16 protein-coding genes are annotated in these 16,646 nt (G+C 63.1%); 4 read left to right on the top strand and 12 right to left on the bottom strand.

All coding sequences use genetic code 11. The features are described 5' to 3' along the window. Positions 1–15: 15 nt before the first annotated feature. Positions 16–1,902 carry a peptidylprolyl isomerase gene (locus G6N78_RS14440; protein ID WP_165219605.1) on the bottom strand — a complete coding sequence of 629 codons (1,887 nt, stop codon included), beginning with the start codon at positions 1,900–1,902 and terminating at the stop codon, positions 16–18. Between the two features lie 229 nt (positions 1,903–2,131). On the opposite strand from G6N78_RS14440, the gene G6N78_RS14435 reads away from it, so the two are divergent. Beyond that, a complete protein-coding gene (locus tag G6N78_RS14435) occupies positions 2,132–3,397 on the top strand; it encodes a DUF763 domain-containing protein (RefSeq protein WP_165219603.1) in 1,266 nt (421 codons plus the stop codon). Here G6N78_RS14435 and G6N78_RS14430 read toward each other — a convergent pair. The 5 genes from G6N78_RS14430 to G6N78_RS14410 form a co-directional block, all read right to left on the bottom strand. Continuing rightward, positions 3,394–4,389: a lysylphosphatidylglycerol synthase transmembrane domain-containing protein gene (locus G6N78_RS14430; RefSeq protein WP_165219601.1), complete on the bottom strand. Its 996-nt coding sequence runs from the start codon at positions 4,387–4,389 to the stop codon at positions 3,394–3,396. The two genes, G6N78_RS14435 and G6N78_RS14430, sit on opposite strands and share 4 nt — an antisense overlap. Positions 4,390–4,602: 213 nt before the next feature. Next, complete coding sequence (locus tag G6N78_RS14425; RefSeq protein WP_165219599.1) at positions 4,603–6,120, bottom strand: tripartite tricarboxylate transporter permease; 1,518 nt, start codon at positions 6,118–6,120, stop codon at positions 4,603–4,605. A 10-nt stretch (positions 6,121–6,130) separates the two neighbouring features. Then, positions 6,131–6,622, bottom strand: coding sequence for a tripartite tricarboxylate transporter TctB family protein (locus tag G6N78_RS14420; protein ID WP_165219597.1), 492 nt, complete (start codon positions 6,620–6,622; stop codon positions 6,131–6,133). After that, positions 6,619–7,563, bottom strand: coding sequence for a tripartite tricarboxylate transporter substrate binding protein (locus G6N78_RS14415; RefSeq protein ID WP_165219595.1), 945 nt, complete (start codon positions 7,561–7,563; stop codon positions 6,619–6,621). The genes G6N78_RS14420 and G6N78_RS14415 overlap by 4 nt, the downstream gene beginning before the upstream one ends. 208 nt (positions 7,564–7,771) lie before the next feature. Then, complete coding sequence (locus G6N78_RS14410) at positions 7,772–8,842, bottom strand: ABC transporter substrate-binding protein (RefSeq protein ID WP_165219593.1); 1,071 nt, start codon at positions 8,840–8,842, stop codon at positions 7,772–7,774. Positions 8,843–8,972: 130 nt separating this feature from the next. On the opposite strand from G6N78_RS14410, the gene G6N78_RS14405 reads away from it, so the two are divergent. Together G6N78_RS14405 and G6N78_RS14400 are read left to right on the top strand one after the other, a co-directional pair. Continuing rightward, positions 8,973–9,650, top strand: a complete 678-nt coding sequence (locus G6N78_RS14405; protein WP_165219591.1) for a response regulator transcription factor — start codon at positions 8,973–8,975, stop codon at positions 9,648–9,650. Then, a complete protein-coding gene (locus G6N78_RS14400) occupies positions 9,647–11,050 on the top strand; it encodes a sensor histidine kinase (protein ID WP_165219589.1) in 1,404 nt (467 codons plus the stop codon). The genes G6N78_RS14405 and G6N78_RS14400 overlap by 4 nt, the downstream gene beginning before the upstream one ends. Before the next feature lie 10 nt (positions 11,051–11,060). Here G6N78_RS14400 and G6N78_RS14395 read toward each other — a convergent pair whose 3' ends face one another. From G6N78_RS14395 to proV, 5 genes are all read right to left on the bottom strand, one after another. Beyond that, positions 11,061–11,249 carry a hypothetical protein gene (locus G6N78_RS14395; RefSeq protein ID WP_165214240.1) on the bottom strand — a complete coding sequence of 63 codons (189 nt, stop codon included), beginning with the start codon at positions 11,247–11,249 and terminating at the stop codon, positions 11,061–11,063. 288 nt (positions 11,250–11,537) lie between these two features. Next, positions 11,538–11,867, bottom strand: a complete 330-nt coding sequence (locus G6N78_RS14390) for a helix-turn-helix domain-containing protein (RefSeq protein ID WP_165219587.1) — start codon at positions 11,865–11,867, stop codon at positions 11,538–11,540. 85 nt (positions 11,868–11,952) lie between these two features. Further along, positions 11,953–12,834, bottom strand: a complete 882-nt coding sequence (locus tag G6N78_RS14385) for a glycine betaine ABC transporter substrate-binding protein (RefSeq protein WP_165219585.1) — start codon at positions 12,832–12,834, stop codon at positions 11,953–11,955. 54 nt (positions 12,835–12,888) lie between these two features. After that, positions 12,889–13,782 (bottom strand): ABC transporter permease, encoded by an 894-nt coding sequence (locus G6N78_RS14380; protein ID WP_165219583.1) that lies wholly within the window; start codon positions 13,780–13,782, stop codon positions 12,889–12,891. A gap of 24 nt (positions 13,783–13,806) precedes the next feature. Further along, positions 13,807–15,039 (bottom strand): glycine betaine/L-proline ABC transporter ATP-binding protein ProV, encoded by a 1,233-nt coding sequence (gene proV, locus G6N78_RS14375; RefSeq protein ID WP_165219581.1) that lies wholly within the window; start codon positions 15,037–15,039, stop codon positions 13,807–13,809. Positions 15,040–15,505: 466 nt separating this feature from the next. Here proV and G6N78_RS14370 point away from each other — a divergent pair, with 466 nt between their 5' ends. Then, positions 15,506–15,715, top strand: a complete 210-nt coding sequence (locus tag G6N78_RS14370) for a hypothetical protein (protein WP_165219579.1) — start codon at positions 15,506–15,508, stop codon at positions 15,713–15,715. 93 nt (positions 15,716–15,808) lie between these two features. On the opposite strand, the gene G6N78_RS14365 is transcribed toward G6N78_RS14370, so the two are convergent. After that, positions 15,809–16,543, bottom strand: a complete 735-nt coding sequence (locus G6N78_RS14365) for a DUF4396 domain-containing protein (RefSeq protein WP_165221827.1) — start codon at positions 16,541–16,543, stop codon at positions 15,809–15,811. Positions 16,544–16,646: the final 103 nt, after the last annotated feature.

The following is a 16,646-nucleotide window of genomic DNA, read 5'->3' as shown; positions in this document are numbered from 1 at the left end:
CTCCTCCCCAGGCCGTCAGCGCACCATGGCCTGCTCGGCAAGCGTCTGGTTGATCGAGACACCGTAGTTCTTCTGCAACTGGTTGACCACCTGATCCAGCATGTCGTCGCCGCTCGCACGGGCGATCTGGCGGACCTCCTGGTCCCCATCGCTCAAGGCATCGGCCGGCTGCTGGTTGATCGCCGTGACCCGCATCAGAAGCTGCGTCTCGCCATCGGCACCAAGAGCTGCGACGTTGAGGCCGACGGGTCCGGAGAAGGCGGCCTTGATCGCCTCGGCGCCGAAGACGGCATCGGCGCCCTGACGACGCAGGCCGGTCTTCGTCTCGACGGCAAGACCCAGTTCACCCGCGATGGCGGCAAGCGTTTCACCCTTGTCCAGGCGCGCCTTCAGCTCGGCAGCCTTGGCGGCGAGGGCGGTCCGCTGCTGTTCGTTCGTCCAGTCGGTCACAGCCTTTTCGCGCACTTCCGACAGCGCCCGGTCGCGTTCCGGAACGATCTCGCGCACATCGAACCAGACATAGCCGTCATTGCCGAGATTAACCGGCAGCGCCTCAGAGCCGACGTCGGTGCGGAACACCTCGGTGAGCAGATTGCGGCCCGCGGGCAGGTTCGCGATCGGCTTGCCCTCGGCATCGTTGCCGCTGCTATCGACCGTCACCATGTTCGATTTCAGATTCAGCTGCTTGGCAGCCTCTTCGAGAGAGGCGCCTCCGCCGCGCACATCCTCGAAACGGTCATGCACGGACTGGACGGCCTCGGCCGCGGCCGAAAGCGACAGCTGATTGCGCAGCTCGTCCTTCACCTCGTCGAAGGTTTTTGTCGTTTCGGGGCGGATATTGGTGACCCGCAGAACGACCGGGCCGAACGGGCCATCGATCACCGGCGTGACGCCGCCCTGGGCGCCGACCGCAAAGGCGGCATTGGCGATCGCCTGATCCGGCACCTGTTCCTTGGTGAAATCGCCCAGCATCACGTCTGCCGGCGTTTTGCCCTGATCGGTCACCAGCTGGTCGAAGCTCAGCTGGCGCTCCTTCATTTGGGCCAAAGCGGCATTCGCCATTTCCTTGCTCGGGAAGCTCAGCTGCTCGATCGTGCGGGTTTCCGGCGTCTTGTAGCTGTCCTTGCGGCGTTCGTATTCGGCCCGCACCTGCGCATCCGTCACGCTGTTCGGATCGGCCACATCGGCCGGCTGCAGGGTGACGTAGGCGACCTTGCGCAGTTCCGGCGCCCGGTAACGGCTCTTCTTGTCGCCAAACCAGGAGGCCAGCACATCCTCCGTCGGCGCCTTGATCGGGTCGATATTGGCGTAGGAGAGCAGGATGTAATCCAGATCACGCGCCTCGTTGCGGTAGGTCTTCAGGGCATCGACCAGCACCTGCGGCGCCTGGAAACCATCCGCCACCGCATCGACAATCTGGCTGCGCACGGCCACCTTGCTGCGTTCGCTGATATAATCTTCTTCGCGCAGGCTTGCATTGCGAAGCCTTGCCGAGAAGAGCTGGCGATCGAAACGACCGTCATTGCCGCGGAAGGCGGGATCTTCGGCGATCAGATTGGCGAGCCGGTCCTGCGACAGGCCAAGCCGCATGTCCGCGGACAGCTGGTCGAGGGAGGCCCCGGCGGCAAGCTGGGCAAACGCCTGCTGTTCCACGCCGAGCGCGCGTGCCTGTTCCGTCGTCAGCTGCATGCCGAACTGGCGGCTCAGCGACGACAGCTGGCGCTGATAGGCCAGGCGGAATTCCTCCGGCGTTATCCTCTGGTCGCCCACCGTCATCACGGACGTGCTTTGCGGCGACAGAAGCGATGCGGACACGCCCCAGACGGCAAACGAGACCACGAGCAGCAGCAGGAGCAGTTTCGCGACCCAGGAGCGGGCAGCGTTTCTGAGGGAGTCAAGCATCGATCGACATTACCTTGCAAAGGGTAGAATTCCGCCTCCGGCGGGTTTGAAGCAATGTCTCTAGAACAAACTGCACGGGAATTGAAGCTGTTCCGGCTCAAAAGAACGACAGCAAGCCAGACCGGGAGCATTGGCTTGTCATTTGCGGCATCTGCCGGGTGTGCATCGGAAACCTGTTTTCCTGCCGCTCATCCCATGCTATCAAACGCAAAAGGAACGAAAGAGGAACATGACGAGACGGGCCGGCAGTGCGGATCTTCCGCTTCATTCAGGGCGCGTTCCGGTCTGGCTGGGCCAGCGGATGACGCGGCTTGGCGCCTTGATCACGGAAGCCATCGTGCAGCATTACGGGCGCGACGAGTTCCTGCGTCGTCTGGCGAACCCCTTCTGGTTCCAGTCGTTCGGTGCGGTGATGGGCATGGACTGGCATTCCTCCGGCATCACCACCAGCGTCATCGGCGCGTTGAAACGGGGCCTTGCGCCGCTGTCCGGCGAACTCGGACTGCATGTCTGCGGCGGGCGCGGCCAGCATTCGCGCAAGACGCCGGACGAGCTGATGGCGATCGGACACCGCATCGGGTTCGACGGGGCGTCTATGGCGCGCACCAGCCGTCTCGTCGCCAAGATCGACAGCGCCGCGGTGCAGGACGGGTTTCATCTCTACCTGCACGGCTTTATCGTCGCCGATGACGGGAAATGGGTGGTCGTACAGCAGGGCATGAACGATGCGCGGCGACAGGCCCGCCGGTACCACTGGATGTCGCAGGGGATGACGAGCTTTCTTGATTCGCCGCATGCGGCAATCGAAGGGGAAGGGCAGGGCGACATCGTCAATCTCGCCGATCATCGCGCTGCCCGCTCGCGCATCGGACAACTGGATCTTCTGGCTGACCTTGGCCCGGACCGGATCGTGCGCGAACTGACGGCATTGCAGGCCGACTTAGCCCTGCCGGTCGACCAGCCCATGCTGCCGCATCTCGTGATGCCGGATCACCATGACGTGCGGGAGAAGGATGTCCATATGCGCCGCCTGCACGGCGCACTGGCCGCCGCCGCCGATCGGGGCCCGCAGGATTTCCAGGACCTGCTTCTGACCCCTGGTGTCGGCGCCCGCACGGTGGAGGCGCTCGCCATGGTGACCGAAGTGGTGCATGGCGCGCCCTGCCGGTTCAGTGATCCCGCCCGCTTTTCCTTTGCCCATGGCGGCAAGGACCGGCATCCGTTTCCGGTTCCGCTGAAGGTCTATGACGAGACGATCCGCGTGATGAAGTCAGCCGTGTCCAAGGGACGGCTCGGACGCTCCGAGGAACTCGACGCGCTGAAGCGGCTGGACGAGCAGGCGCGGATGATGGAGCGCTATGTCACCGGCCCGGACTTCAAGGAAATTGTTGCCGGTGAATTCCGTCGTTCGCCGTCCTATGGCGGCCGCAGCGTGTTCGGCTGGGAAGAAGAGATGCAGGTGGCATTAAACCCCGGACAGATGACGCAGGCCTAGACGGACGGCGCCTGCACGGCCGGGGAGACCTCGGCATCCTCTCGATCGCGACTGGCATCGCCGGAGCGCCTCGCTTTGCGGGCGCGAAAGACGGCCTCGCTGATGAGAGACACAGGCAGCGCAATGAAGAACGGAATGAAGAAATAGATCACTCGGAAGGCGACAAGCGCACCGATCGAGGCTTGATCCCCCATCACGTGGCGGACGGTCACCTCGAGCACGCCAAGCCCACCCGGCGCATGGGTGACGAGGATCGCGATATTGCCGAGCACGAAGGCGGTTGCGGCTTTCAGGTAACTGACATTCTCCGTCGCCTGCATCAGTTCCATCAGGCAGGCGGACACGAGCGCGAAGTTTGCTGTGCCAATGACAATCTGGGCCATGGCGATGCGGGCGCGCGGCATCTGGAAGGACCAGCCCTTGATCTTCAGCGGCGTGCGCAGGAAGGAGGCCAGCGCCACATAGGCGACGGCTGCCAGCAGGAAGGCAACGCCCAGCATCAGCACCGCAGACGGAGCAATCCTGAGGATTTCGGCGGTGTCCTGCGGGTTCAGCACCATGACGATGCCGCCCAGCACCAGAAGCCCGAGCCCGACGGTCACGCCCGAGAGAAGCACGATCTTCGCCACGTCCTCGGTCGACATGCCCCAATGGGCGTAATAGCGATACCGGATCGCGCCGCTGCTCAAGCCCGCAAGCCCGATGCTCTGGCCAAGCCCCAGTGCCACAAAGGACGCCAGCGCGATCTTCGGATAGGCGAGGTCGTTCTTCACGTAGCGCACACCCGCCCAGTCAAAACCGGTGAGGCAGAGATAGGAGAGGGCGCAGTAGATCAGCGCCAGCGTCATGTTCCAGGTGGGAATGGCGCGCACCGACTGGACGATCTCGGCCCAGGTAAACTGGCTGAGGCCGACATAGAGCAGATACCCCGCCAGCCCGAAGCCGAAGATCATGGTGCCGTAGGTGAAGACTTTGCGGCGGCCGGAGGTCATCGGCGTCCTCCGCTCAATGGGGAGCGGCCATCGTGGCTGCCGTGACGTCGGGAATGAAGAGAAAAGAGTTTGCCAGTGGCCATCATCGTCTACCTGAGGAAGTGGACGAGAACGTTGGAACGGTCGCTTGGTTCCGCAGGTGCGAATGCTGACGAAAAACCCCGGCGGAACCAGTCCGCCGGGGTCGGTCACTTGATTGACGATTCGAGAGGATCAGTCTTCGTCTGCCGCCATCTGCGACAACACCTGACCGCGGCCGCGGGCGCGCAGGATAAGCGGTACCGCAAGCGCGAGGAAGGCGATGGTCAGAAGGCCTGCGGCGATCGGCGAGGTGAACAGCACCGTGAAATCACCCTGGCTGATGGCAAGCGCCCGGCGCAACTGCTGTTCGGCGAGCGGGCCGAGGATCAGGCCAACGACGACCGGTGCGATCGGATAACCGAAGACGCGCATGACGTATCCGAGCAGACCAAAGGCGAGCAGCATTCCGAGTTCGAAGACCGACGGGTTGGCGCCGATGGTGCCGAGCGTCGCAAACAACAGGATGCCGGCGTAAAGCCACGGTTTCGGGATGGTCAGCAACTTCACCCAGAGACCGACGAGCGGCAGGTTGAGCACGAGCAGCATGAAGTTGGCAATCAACAGCGAGGCGATCAGGCCCCAGACGAGCTGCGGATTGGTGGCAAACAACAGCGGACCGGGCTGCAGGCCGTATTGCTGGAAGCCGGCGAGCATGATGGCCGCGGTTGCGGTCGTTGGCAGGCCGAGCGTTAGCAGCGGCACCAGCGTGCCAGCGGCGGAGGCATTGTTGGCCGCTTCAGGACCAGCCACGCCTTCGATTGCGCCGTGACCAAACTCCTCCGGGTGCTTCGAGAGCTTCTTTTCGGTCGCGTAGGACAGGAAGGTGCCGATCTCGGCGCCCCCGGCCGGCATCGCGCCGATCGGGAAACCGATCACGGTCCCGCGCAGCCAGGGCTTCCAGGACCGCGCCCAGTCTGCCGCGTTCATCCAGACAGAACCCTTGACCGCTTCCACCTTGTCCGGCCCCTTGTTGCCCTGGGCGGCGATGAAGAGCGTTTCGCCGATCGCGAACATGGCAACCGCCATGGTGGTCACTTCGATCCCGTCGAGCAGATCCGGTACGCCGAAGGCCAGCCGCGTCTGGCCGGTCAACTGATCGATGCCGACGAGCGAGAAGGCAAGGCCGATGAAGAGCGAGGTGAGACCGCGCAGCGTCGAATCGCCGAAAGCGGACGAAACGGTGACGAAGGCGAGCACCATCAGGGCGAAATATTCACGCGGGCCGAAGACCAGAGCAAGCTTGACGATCATCGGTGCGATGAAGGCAAGGCCGATGGTGGCGATCAGCCCGGCGACGAAGGAACCGATCGCGGCTGTCGCAAGCGCCGGTCCGCCCCGTCCGGCACGGGCCATCTTGTTGCCCTCGAGCGCGGTGACGATCGAGGCGCTTTCGCCCGGCGTGTTGAGCAGGATGGAGGTGGTCGAGCCGCCATACATGCCACCGTAGTAGATGCCGGCAAACATGATCAGCGAACCGGCGGGATCCAGCCGATAGGTGACCGGCAGCAGAAGGGCAACCGTCAGCGCCGGGCCGATGCCGGGCAGAACGCCGACGGCGGTACCGAGCGTGACGCCGATCAAGGCATAGAGAAGGTTCATCGGTTGGGCCGCGATCAGCAGGCCCTGGAGAAGAAATTCAAACGTGCTCATCGCTCATCCTTCACTGGAAGAGGCGCTCAAGCGGCCCGGCGGGCAGGGAGAGCTGGAGAAGACCGGCGAAGATCAGCCAGACAATCAGACAGAGGACGATGCCGAGTGGCAGCGAAATCCAGACGCGGCGCTTGCCGAAACCGGCGGCCGTGGCGGCAAACAAGACGCCGGTGGCAATGGAGAAGCCGGCCGTATTGAGAAGCAGCATCTGCGCGGCAAGCCCGCCGACAATCCAGGCGACCGGCGAGATCTCCTGCTTCTCCCGCTCCGGGAAATCGTTCCGGAAGGCGGCAAAGACGGTCCAGACGGCAAGGAGAACCAGGATGAAGGCGATGACCATCGGAACGGTCGCCGGTCCGACCGGCGAATAGCCCATCACTTCCCGGAGGCGCGAGGCATCGGCAAAGATGACGGCGGCGATGGCAACGAGAACGGCGGCGATGACAAGCGCCGCCCAGTCGGGGCGGCGCTCCTCTGCCTGTTTCACGGGTTCTTGGTTCATTTGACCAGTCCGATGTCCTTCAGGACGGTTTCAGTCGCAGAAATGTCCTTCGCCAACTGCTGGCTGAACGCGTCGCCATCGAGATAGGTGTCAACCCAGCCCTTGGTCTTCAGCGTTTCCTGCCAGGTCTTCGACGTGGCGAGCTTCTTGATGTCGGCGGTGACGGCAGCCTTCTGCTCAGGCGTCAGGCCGGGGGCGGCTGCCACCATGCGCCAGTTCTGCACGGCCACATCGAGGCCAGCTTCCTTCAGCGTCGGTGCATCGACGCCGGCGAGGCGCTTTTCGCCGGTCGTGGCGAGAAGGCGGAGCGTGCCGGCCTTCACCTGACCTTCGAATTCGCCATAGCCCGAAATGCCGACCGTCACCTGCGAGCCGAGAATGGCCGCCAGCGCTTCGCCGCCGCCGGAGAATGCGATGTAGTTGATCTTGGTCGGGTCGACGCCGGCTGCCTTGGCAATCAGGCCAGCTGCGATGTGATCGACGCCGCCGGCCGAACCGCCACCCCAGGACACCGAACCCGGATCCTTCTTGAGGGCGGCGACCAGATCATCGACCGACTTCAGCGGCGACGAGGCGGGAACGACGATGGCTTCGTCTTCACCGGTGAGGCGGGCGATCGGGGTGACGTCCTTCAGGGTGACGGGCGCCTTGTTGGTGAGGATCGCGCCGACCATGACGTAACCGCCGACGATCAGGGCATTCGCATTGCCCTTCTGCTGGCTGGCGAACTGGGCAAGGCCGATGGTGCCGCCGGCGCCCGGAACGTTGATGACCTGGACGTTCTTGGAAATGCCTTCCTGCTGCATGGCCGCCTGCAGCGAACGGGCGGTCTGGTCCCATCCGCCGCCGGGGGCTGCGGGAGCCATGATGGTGTAATCGGCTGCGGCGGCCGGAAGGGCCATGGCGCCGGCGACGATCGATGCGAGAATGAAATGTTTCAAGGGTTGGTCCTCCATAGGCGTCGTTTGACGCGTTATTCATCACTCAGTCGGGAGGACGAGACTGAGCGGTGGATCATCAAAGATCCTGCCGTGCCCCCTCCCACACTGTCCGGGCAAGCCTCCTCAAGCCCGAATGCCACAAAGCCATCACATTATGCTGTCATTTACCTGACGAGTGCAGTGCGCAATCCTGCCGAAACCCCAAAATCTACTGGAGCCGCAGGGCATCGTTCCATTTTTGGATGAGGCGCGCGCGTTTGACCTGGTCCAGATAGACCATCAGGCCCGGGCTCACCGGCACCGGTTTCAACTGGCCTCCGAGCAATTCACGCATGGCGGTCGCCGTATTACCCTGCGCGACGTCCGGATTGACGGCCGGAATCTGCAGTTCCTGCGTCAGGATCGTCTGCCCCTCCCGCGACATGAAGAAGGCGAGAAACCGGCGACCAAGTTCTGCCGAGCGTGCAGCCTGCGGCACAAGGCCGATTCGCGACATGACGACCGTATAATCCTTCGGCAGCACGATCCCGACATCCGGATGACTGGACGCCCAGTCGGCGGCGTAGGAGCCGAGAATGTTGTAGCCGAGCACGAAACGGCCATCCGCCACCCGTTCCAGGATCGCCTGGCTGGTGGAATAGAGCTTGACGCCGGCCGCGCCCATGGCCCTCACCACCGACCAGATATCGTCGAACTGTTCCTGGTCGCGCGACATGAAGAGGAAGCCGACGCCGGATCGCTCGATGTCATAGGTGCCGATCCGGCCAAAGACGGCTTCGCCCTTGCGCGACAGGTAATCGATGAACTCGGCCCGCGTGGAGGGCGGCGCCTCCTCGGCAAAACTTGGCTTGTGGTAGACGAAGACGGCGGGCTCGAAGGTGAGCGCATAGGCGGTGTCGCGCCAGTTGGCCCAGGCCGGCCAGCGCCCGCTCATCGGCAGACGGCTCACCTGCGCATAGCCGTCATTGACGAGCTTCACCTGCAGGTCCATCGCGGAGGAGAAGGCAAAATCCGCCGTCGCGTCCCCCTTGTCGGTCTCGGCCACCACGCGGTCGAAGATTTCACCCGTCAGCATGTCCTCGTAACGCACGGCGACATCCGGATTGGCCGTCTGGAACGCCTTGATCATCGGCCGCGCCAGAGGATCGTCGAGCGAGGAATACACGACGAGTTCGCTTGCATCCGCCCGGCCCGATGAAGCGGGGTAGACGGTCACATCCGCCCGCACGAACGGCGCAAGGCCGAGAAGGAACAGGGCGGTGAGGAGGGGAAGTTTCATGGTGCCATGATGCCCGATGGCAGAAGGGCGCACAAGCCACCCGCCAAGCCTGGAAAACATCGCCAAATCAACGCGGATGACAGCCTGCGCTTTCCCCAGTATCTTCCGCGACAAACGGGGAGAGACTTTCTTGCGCATTCTGTTGGTCGAGGACAACGACACCCTGGCGGACGGGCTGTCCGCCATCTTGCGCGGGAGCGGCTATGCCGTGGATATCGTCTCGGATGGCCTTTCGGCGGAAGCCGCGGCCACCGCCCAGAATTTCGACCTGATCATCCTCGATCTCAACCTGCCGGAAATGGACGGGCTCGACGTGCTGCGCTCGATCCGCGCCCGGCAGAACCAGGCGGCGGTGATGATCCTGACGGCTCGCGGCGCGCCGGAAGAGCGGGTGAGGGGACTGGACCTTGGCGCGGACGACTATCTGACCAAACCCTTCGAGATCTCCGAACTCGAAGCCCGCATCCGGGTTCTCCTGCGCCGCCAGGCGGGCCTCAGAACCTCGCGTGTGGAGTTTGGCGGCCTGACCTTCGACCTCACCTCGCGCACCTTCACGGCAGCCAACCGCCCGATCGATATCCCCGCCCGCGAACTCGGACTTCTCGAACTTCTGTTCCTCAGGGCCGGAAAGGTGGTGTCCAAGGAGACGATCATCGATTCGTTGACGGGGTTCGACGACGATCTCTCCGCCAACGCGATCGAACAGTATGTCAGCCGGCTGAGAAAACGGCTGCAGAGCCATGGATTGACGATCCGCACCGCGCGCGGCATCGGTTATTACCTCGATCTTCAGGCAGGCGAGGGATGAGGACAATCACCCGCTCGCTGCGCGGACGGCTGCTCGCCTGGCTTCTGGCTGCGACGGCGGCGCTTGGGCTTGCAGCGCTCGCCGATACCTGGCGCGAGGCACAGCAGACCGCAGACGGCGTCTCCGACCGGGTGCTCGCCGGCTCGGCGCTGGCGATTGCCGAACGTGTCGTCGTTGCCGAAGACGGAACTCTTGAAGTCGACATTCCCTATGTGGCGCTGGAAATGCTCACCTCCGCCGCACAGGACCGGGTCTTCTACCGGGTCGATGGACCGCCCGGAACCTTCATCACCGGGTATCAGACCCTGCCGACCCTGCCGCGCGGCGAGGGACAATCGACGGCCTTTGACGATGCCGTCTTCCGGGGGGAGCCGATCCGTGTGGCGACACTCGCTCGCTCCGCCTCGACCGGCGTCTCGTCCGTCCCCTTCACGGTCACGGTGGCGGAAACGACGATTGCGCGGCGCCAACTCGCCCAGTCGATCCTTCTGCATTCCGCAGCCCGAATAGGCTTGATGATCGTCGGTGCGGCGATCATCGTCTGGATTGCCGTATCGATTTCGCTGCGACCGCTCTACCGGCTGAGGACTGCGATTGCGCGCCGCAGTCCGGACGATCTGCAGCCGATCGGCGAAACCGTGCCGAGCGAGGTCGAAGGGCTGGTGGAAACCGTCAACTCCTTCATGCTCCGGCTGCAATCGTCGCTTGATGCACTGCGCCACTTCACCGGCAATGCCAGCCATCAGTTGCGCACCCCGCTTGCGGTCGTGCGCACGCAACTGGCGCTGGCGGCGCGGGCAGGGGAGGCCGCGGACATTCAGGCCGCGATCGACAGGGCCGATGCGGCCGTCGCCCACGCAGAGCGCGTGCTTGCCCAGCTTCTGATGATGTCGCGCATTGATGCCGCCGCCCGCAATGCCCAGGGCGGCATGGAGGAACTCGATATGGCGCGGCTGGCGCAGGAGATCACCGCCGATCACGTCCCATCGGCAGCGGAAGCAGGCGTCGATCTCGGCTATGAAGGGACTGCCGAAGCGCTGGTGCGCGGCGAGACGCTGCTTCTCAGCGAGATGCTGAAGAACCTGATCTCGAACGCCATCCTTTACGCCGGCCGGGGCTCGGAAGTCACCGTGCGGGTGCGTCCGGATCAGACCGCCGGTGTCCTGATCGAGGTTGAGGACGACGGCCCCGGCATTCCCGCAGACAAACGTGCCGACGTGATGCGCCGTTTCCGCCGTGCCGATGCCAAGGACAGTCGCGGGACGGGTCTCGGTCTGCCGATTGTCGAAGAGATTGCCGTCCTGCACAAGGGAACGGTCGCGTTGTCAGAAGGCCACAACGGAAGGGGATTGAAGGTAACAGTCGCTCTACCGCGGCCGGACCTCTCCGACAGCCGTTGACCCCTTGCCTTCAGTGAAGGGTGTCGCGGGCCGCATCTTCCTGCAGCAGACGAAGCGCGTCGTCGAGTGCGGCCACCAGGATATCCGTCAGTCTGTCCGGATCATTGTCCTCAAGGAACAGTGCGAGTGCCGCGTCCTGGCTGTCCATCGTCTGGTTTTCCATGTCGTTCATGTCATGCCCCCAAATCGCCGTCGTCATTCCGGCTTGCACGACCAGCCTTACCGCACGTCGCTTGCGTCTGGCTGGATTGCGCCTCCACCTCCAGTCAGGGGTCTGACCGGACGCTCATCATGATGGCGAACCGTTTCGGCACACCGCCGTTCCCTTGTTGATGCAAAATGGGGCAGGGCGACGACCGAAAACGGGAGAGAAATTGACTGAACATCCGCTAACGTCAATGGCGGACGCTGAAGATTTTCGATAAATGCGATCTTTCAGCAGCGCCAAACGGTCGCCAGGGAGCGGATATCGGGCCCTTTTCCGGCGTTAGGGAAGGTTCTGTGACGGGTGGCCATGCCTCGGGGACCGGCCAAGCGTGCGGCGCGGAACGTCCGTCAGATCGTCCCAGTGCGGGCCATGTCCGAAGCCCGTCATCAGCCAGGATGCCGAGACATTCAGCGCATCGGCAATCACGACGAGCCGGTCCGTACTCGGTGCGGCGCGATCACTTTCCCAGTAGTGCAGCGTATCCGGATCGAGGCTGAGGGCAAAGGCAACCTGTTCCACCGTCATCTCACACGCTTCGCGCGCCAAAGACAGGCGCCCTCCCAGCGTATCCTCGGCATCCAAGCACCAGCCGAATTCGTCGTTCCCCATGGGAAACCCTCCATGTGACCGGCCAGTCTAGCCGCAAATCGTGGACATGGCCGGTCGCGAAACGACCGGCCATGTCGCGCCTGTCTTAGTCTTCGCCGACCCAGGTCTTGATCTGGTCCGGATGGTCCTTGATGTATTTCGCCACGGCCTCGTCGTAGGAGGTCTCCTGGGCGTTGAACATCGCCTGCTCCAGATCCGAGATCGGCAGCTTCATGCGGGAGAGGAAGCCGGCAACCTTCGGGTTCTCGTCCTTGAAGCCTTTACGGGCCAGGATATCGACATGTTCGGCGTCGCCGAGTGCCTTCTTCGGATCGTCGATGTAGCGCAGCTTGTATTTGCCGAACATCCAGTGCGGGCTCCAGGAGGTGGCAACGAACCAGTCCTCGGAGCGATAGGCACGGTCGACGGTGGTCAGCATGCCGGCTTCGCTGGAGATCTGCAGCTTGTAGTCGGAAAGCTCATAGGTCTTCAGCGCTTCCTGCGAGAGGCGGGTCAGGCCGGCGCCCGGATCGATACCCTGCACGGTGTTCTTGAGCTTCTCCTTGACCTCAGGCTTGCTGAGGTCGGCGATCGAGGAAATCTCGCTTTCCGGAATATAGGTGGGCACGACCCAGCCGAGCTTTGCGCCATCATAGACCGTGCCGAGCGTCTCGACCTTGTCTTCGACGCGCTTGTAGTAGTCGGCATGGGTCTGCGGCAGCCAGGCCATCATCATGAAATCGAGGTCGCCGCGGCTGACACCCTGATAGAGGGGCGCGACATCGGTCTGCACCAGATCGACCTTGCGGCCGAGATCATCCTCGATGATCTTCGCGGCGAGTTTCGTCACGAATTCGGCATCCGACCAGGCAGCCCAGCCGATCTTAACCGGCTGCTTGTCCTGGGCGTTGGCGAGAGTGGCGGTTCCGCTGGCGAGAAGTGCCGCGAGGCCGATGGTTGCGCCGAGCGACGCGATTGACTTGAACATGGTTGCTCCTTTTCTTCAAAGGTTCGCATTCGGCGGGGTCCACCCCGCCCTCGATCAGCCGGAGGTCGCGGTGCGCACTTGGCCCACCTTGGTCTCCGCTGGTTTCCAGGCAAAGAGCGAGCGCAGTCCGCTGCGTTCCTTGCCCAAACTCTGGGTGATGCGGTCGAGGATGACCGCGAGAATGACGACGGCGAGGCCGCCTTCAAAGCCGGTGCCCACATCCAGGCGCTGAATGCCGGTGAGGACCGTGTTGCCGATCCCGCCGGCGCCGATCATCGAGGCGATGACCACCATCGACAGAGACAGCATGATCGTCTGGTTGATGCCGGCCATGATGGAGGGCAGGGCATTCGGCAGCTGCACCTTGAACAGCAGCTGCGAAGCGGTGCAGCCAAACGCCTGTCCGGCCTCGATGAATTCGCCGTGCACCTGGCGGATGCCGAGATTGGTGAGGCGCACCACCGGCGGCATGGCGAAGATGACGGTGGCAATCGTCCCGGGCACGGCGCCAAGGCCGAAGAACATGGCGGCCGGGATCAGGTAGACGAAGGCCGGCATGGTCTGCATCAGGTCGAGAACCGGACGGACGCCGGCGGCGACCGTATCCTTGCGCGCCATGGCAATGCCGAGCGGCAGGCCGATGATCATCGCAATCAGCGTCGAGGCGATGACGAGCGACAGCGTCTCCATCGTCGCCGTCCACAGCCCCATATGCTGGACAAGCCACAGCGACACACCGGTAAAGACGGCAAATCCGATCCCGACCCGCCACAAGGACAAAAGGACGAAGATCGCAATGCCGAGCAGCATCGGAAGCGCGGTCAGAAGATCCAGGATGCCGCCCGTGACGAAGCCGATGGCGGCCGCGATCGCATCGAGGGCAGGGGAAAAGTTGTCGAGAATGTAATTGACGATGGCATCGACACCGTCACCGATTTCGAAGTTCATGGAAGTCACCTCTCCGTGTCGCTATCAGCTGGCGCGATCGAGCGTTTCAAGCAGGGCGGATTTGCTGATGGAGCCGACATAACGGCGGCGGGCATCGACGACCGGCACCGGCCAGGGGCTGGAGGCGACGCGTCCCAGCACGTTCGACAGCGGTTCATCGGCCGGGATGGCCTCGACCTCAGTCAGGAACGCGGCCCGGTACGGGTCCGGGTCCTTGTCGCGCAGCTTTTCGATCAGCGACGTGCGGCTGACAATGCCGTGATAGCTGCGGTCACGACCGAGGATGATCGCATAGTCGCGATCGTAGCTTTTCATGCGCTCCAGGGCCGCAGCCGCCGAAACGCCCTGGCGTTCGATGATCGTCACCTGCGTCTGGCGCGCCACATCGCCCGCCTTGAAGACCTGGGAAACATCCACGTTGCGGAAGAACGAGCGCACGTAATCATTGGCCGGGTTCATGACGATTTCGTCCGGCGTGCCCACCTGGATGACGGCGCCGTCCTGCATGATGCAGACCCGGTCCCCGATCCGCATGGCCTCGTCGAGATCGTGGCTGACGAACACGATGGTGCGGCTGTGTTCGGACTGCAGGCGCACCAGTTCGTCCTGCATCTCGGTGCGGATCAGCGGGTCGAGTGCGGAAAAGGCCTCGTCCATCAGAAGGATGGTGGGTTCGCTTGCCAGAGCGCGGGCAAGGCCGACGCGCTGCTTCATGCCGCCCGAAAGCTGGTCAGGCTTGCTGTCGGCATAACCGGCAAGCCCCACGGCCTCGAGTGCGGCAAGCGCCCGGGTTTTGCGCTCCTCTTCGCCCATGCCGGAGATTTCGAGGCCAAACGCGGCGTTGTTGATCACCGTGCGGTTGGGCAGAAGCGCAAAGGACTGGAAGACCATGCTGATATCGCGGCGGCGAAGGGCGATCAGCTCCTGGCGCGACATGCGGGTGATATCCTGGCCGTCGATTTCGATGGAACCGTCGGTCGGCTCGATCAGGCGGTTGAGGAGGCGCAGCAGCGTCGATTTGCCGGAGCCGGAGAGGCCCATGATGACGAAGATCTCGCCGGGAAAGATGTCGAAGCTGGCATCGACGACGCCGATGGAATTGCCGGTTTCGGCGTGGACCTCGGCCTTCGACTTGCCGGTTCTATAAAGGTCGAGCGCCTTTTCCGGTCGCTCGCCAAACACTTTGAAGACGGATTTCAGACTGATCTTGGGCGTTGCGGCTTTCGCCGCACCGTCTGTTTCAGTTGTCATAGCCATAAGCAATCAAGCCCCCGGCTCAACAGCAGGGGAACGCTCCTATTCTTGCGAAAGGTTCGTCACCGGCGGCCTCAAGGAGGCAACCGGGAGAACACGATCGGGGTTTGTGTCACGGCGCATGCGCCGCAGTGTCGGTGCTGATAAGCTGCCGGGGCTTGGACGCGCTCGGTCCGGCAGCGGAATGATCACAAAAGCGCTCGTCCGGCAAAGATGCAAGGAGCAACGCCTGTGTTGATCTAGATATAGTCGAAATGTTCCAAAGTCCATAAAAAATTCTAGATTTTGTATGCTTGAAGCGGGCCAAAGGGCAGGGGCGAGCGTCTTCGCGGCAAAATTTTCGCCGCAATTCCAACACCTTCCGGCCATCCCGTCGCCGAAGGCAGCAGACGAAGGACGGGCTTCGGATTTGAAGATAAATCCTGTATTTGGCTAGGCAGGAGACCATCGAATCTGCCATGGATGGGGCATGAACAACGTCATCAAATTCCAGAAGCCGAAACCCGAGAAGACGCCGAAGAACGGCTCGCCGAGATCCGGGCCGCAGAAGCCGCGCCCGCCGGTTTTCAGCCGATCCCTGGCAATCATCATCATTCTGGCGCTGCTGGCGGCAGCCTGGGCCTATTTCCAGTTTGTCGAACCGCAACTCGGCGGCTCGATGCCCGGCGCATCGCTGTGACACCGGAACGGGCTACCTCCGCGTAGTATCCAAAAGCAAGATCGCCACGGCCTGGTTCAAGTTGACCGAAACCGGACGTGGCTGAAGAGGACGCTACATTCGTTCCTTCAGGCCCTTGGCAATCAGCCACCAGTTGACCGGATAGGCGGTGATGAAGCCGGCAATCATGGCGATCTGCATGGCGAACCAGAATTCCGGGCTGTTGACCGGCGCCTGCTGGCCAAAACCCTCGCGGAAGATCAGCAGCTGGAACACCGCCATGGTCGCATACATGCCGACCTGCCAGGCGATGAGCGACAGGGTGTCCGCCTCCAGCGCTGCGACGAGCCCTTGCCAAGGCGACAGCTTGCGCATCGGCACGATGGCGAAATACTGAAACACGATTCCGAGCCCGAAGGCGAAGATGAAGTCGAGAATCCAGACCGCGAACATCTTTTCTGCAAAGACCGACTGCCAGCCCAGCCAGAGCGCGATCGCGGGGATGCCGAAAGCCAGCCACTCGGCGACGATGTCGCCGATCATGCAGCCGCTGCCGCAGTGCAGAGCACCTTTGCCGACCATGACGGGAAACGGCGTTTCCTGCTTCGATGGCATGGGCTGGTCATGCTGCATGGCCCGGTCAGCTGCAGCCTGGGTCGCCAGCCGTCCATAGCGCCGATAGGCCCAGACCACGAAAACCGTGCCGAACAAGGCCGTGACGGGCCAGACGATGTTCATGACCGCCATGTGCTGCGGTGCGCGCCAGACATCCACGGCAACGATGCCGGCGCAGGCAATGCCAAGCAGCAGACAGAGGATGGACAGCATGTGGAGCCAGTGGGGAAACATCGTCAGCCTTGGGATCAATCCGGCTTGAGATCCATGGAGACGGGTCGAAGCAAAAATGCACGCCGCGTCGTTCGAACACACGGAACCGCATCGATCCGCGAAA

The organism is Allorhizobium pseudoryzae, assembly GCF_011046245.1.
GTDB lineage: Bacteria > Pseudomonadota > Alphaproteobacteria > Rhizobiales > Rhizobiaceae > Neorhizobium > Neorhizobium pseudoryzae.
This window is presented reverse-complemented; position numbering and strand designations above follow the sequence as displayed.

Bases quoted from the DNA above. Each gene is read 5' to 3' on its own strand.
- G6N78_RS14370 (WP_165219579.1), top strand. From the start codon at position 15,506: ATGAACAACGTCATCAAATTCCAGAAGCCGAAACCCGAGAAGACGCCG.
- G6N78_RS14420 (WP_165219597.1), bottom strand. From the start codon at position 6,622: ATGAACCAAGAACCCGTGAAACAGGCAGAGGAGCGCCGCCCCGACTGG.
- G6N78_RS14425 (WP_165219599.1), bottom strand. From the start codon at position 6,120: ATGAGCACGTTTGAATTTCTTCTCCAGGGCCTGCTGATCGCGGCCCAA.
- G6N78_RS14395 (WP_165214240.1), bottom strand. From the start codon at position 11,249: ATGACGACGGCGATTTGGGGGCATGACATGAACGACATGGAAAACCAG.
- G6N78_RS14430 (WP_165219601.1), bottom strand. From the start codon at position 4,389: ATGACCTCCGGCCGCCGCAAAGTCTTCACCTACGGCACCATGATCTTC.
- G6N78_RS14365 (WP_165221827.1), bottom strand. From the start codon at position 16,543: ATGTTTCCCCACTGGCTCCACATGCTGTCCATCCTCTGTCTGCTGCTT.
- G6N78_RS14400 (WP_165219589.1), top strand. From the start codon at position 9,647: ATGAGGACAATCACCCGCTCGCTGCGCGGACGGCTGCTCGCCTGGCTT.
- G6N78_RS14380 (WP_165219583.1), bottom strand. From the start codon at position 13,782: ATGAACTTCGAAATCGGTGACGGTGTCGATGCCATCGTCAATTACATT.
- G6N78_RS14440 (WP_165219605.1), bottom strand. From the start codon at position 1,902: ATGCTTGACTCCCTCAGAAACGCTGCCCGCTCCTGGGTCGCGAAACTG.
- G6N78_RS14390 (WP_165219587.1), bottom strand. From the start codon at position 11,867: ATGGGGAACGACGAATTCGGCTGGTGCTTGGATGCCGAGGATACGCTG.
- proV (WP_165219581.1), bottom strand. From the start codon at position 15,039: ATGGCTATGACAACTGAAACAGACGGTGCGGCGAAAGCCGCAACGCCC.
- G6N78_RS14435 (WP_165219603.1), top strand. From the start codon at position 2,132: ATGACGAGACGGGCCGGCAGTGCGGATCTTCCGCTTCATTCAGGGCGC.
- G6N78_RS14410 (WP_165219593.1), bottom strand. From the start codon at position 8,842: ATGAAACTTCCCCTCCTCACCGCCCTGTTCCTTCTCGGCCTTGCGCCG.
- G6N78_RS14385 (WP_165219585.1), bottom strand. From the start codon at position 12,834: ATGTTCAAGTCAATCGCGTCGCTCGGCGCAACCATCGGCCTCGCGGCA.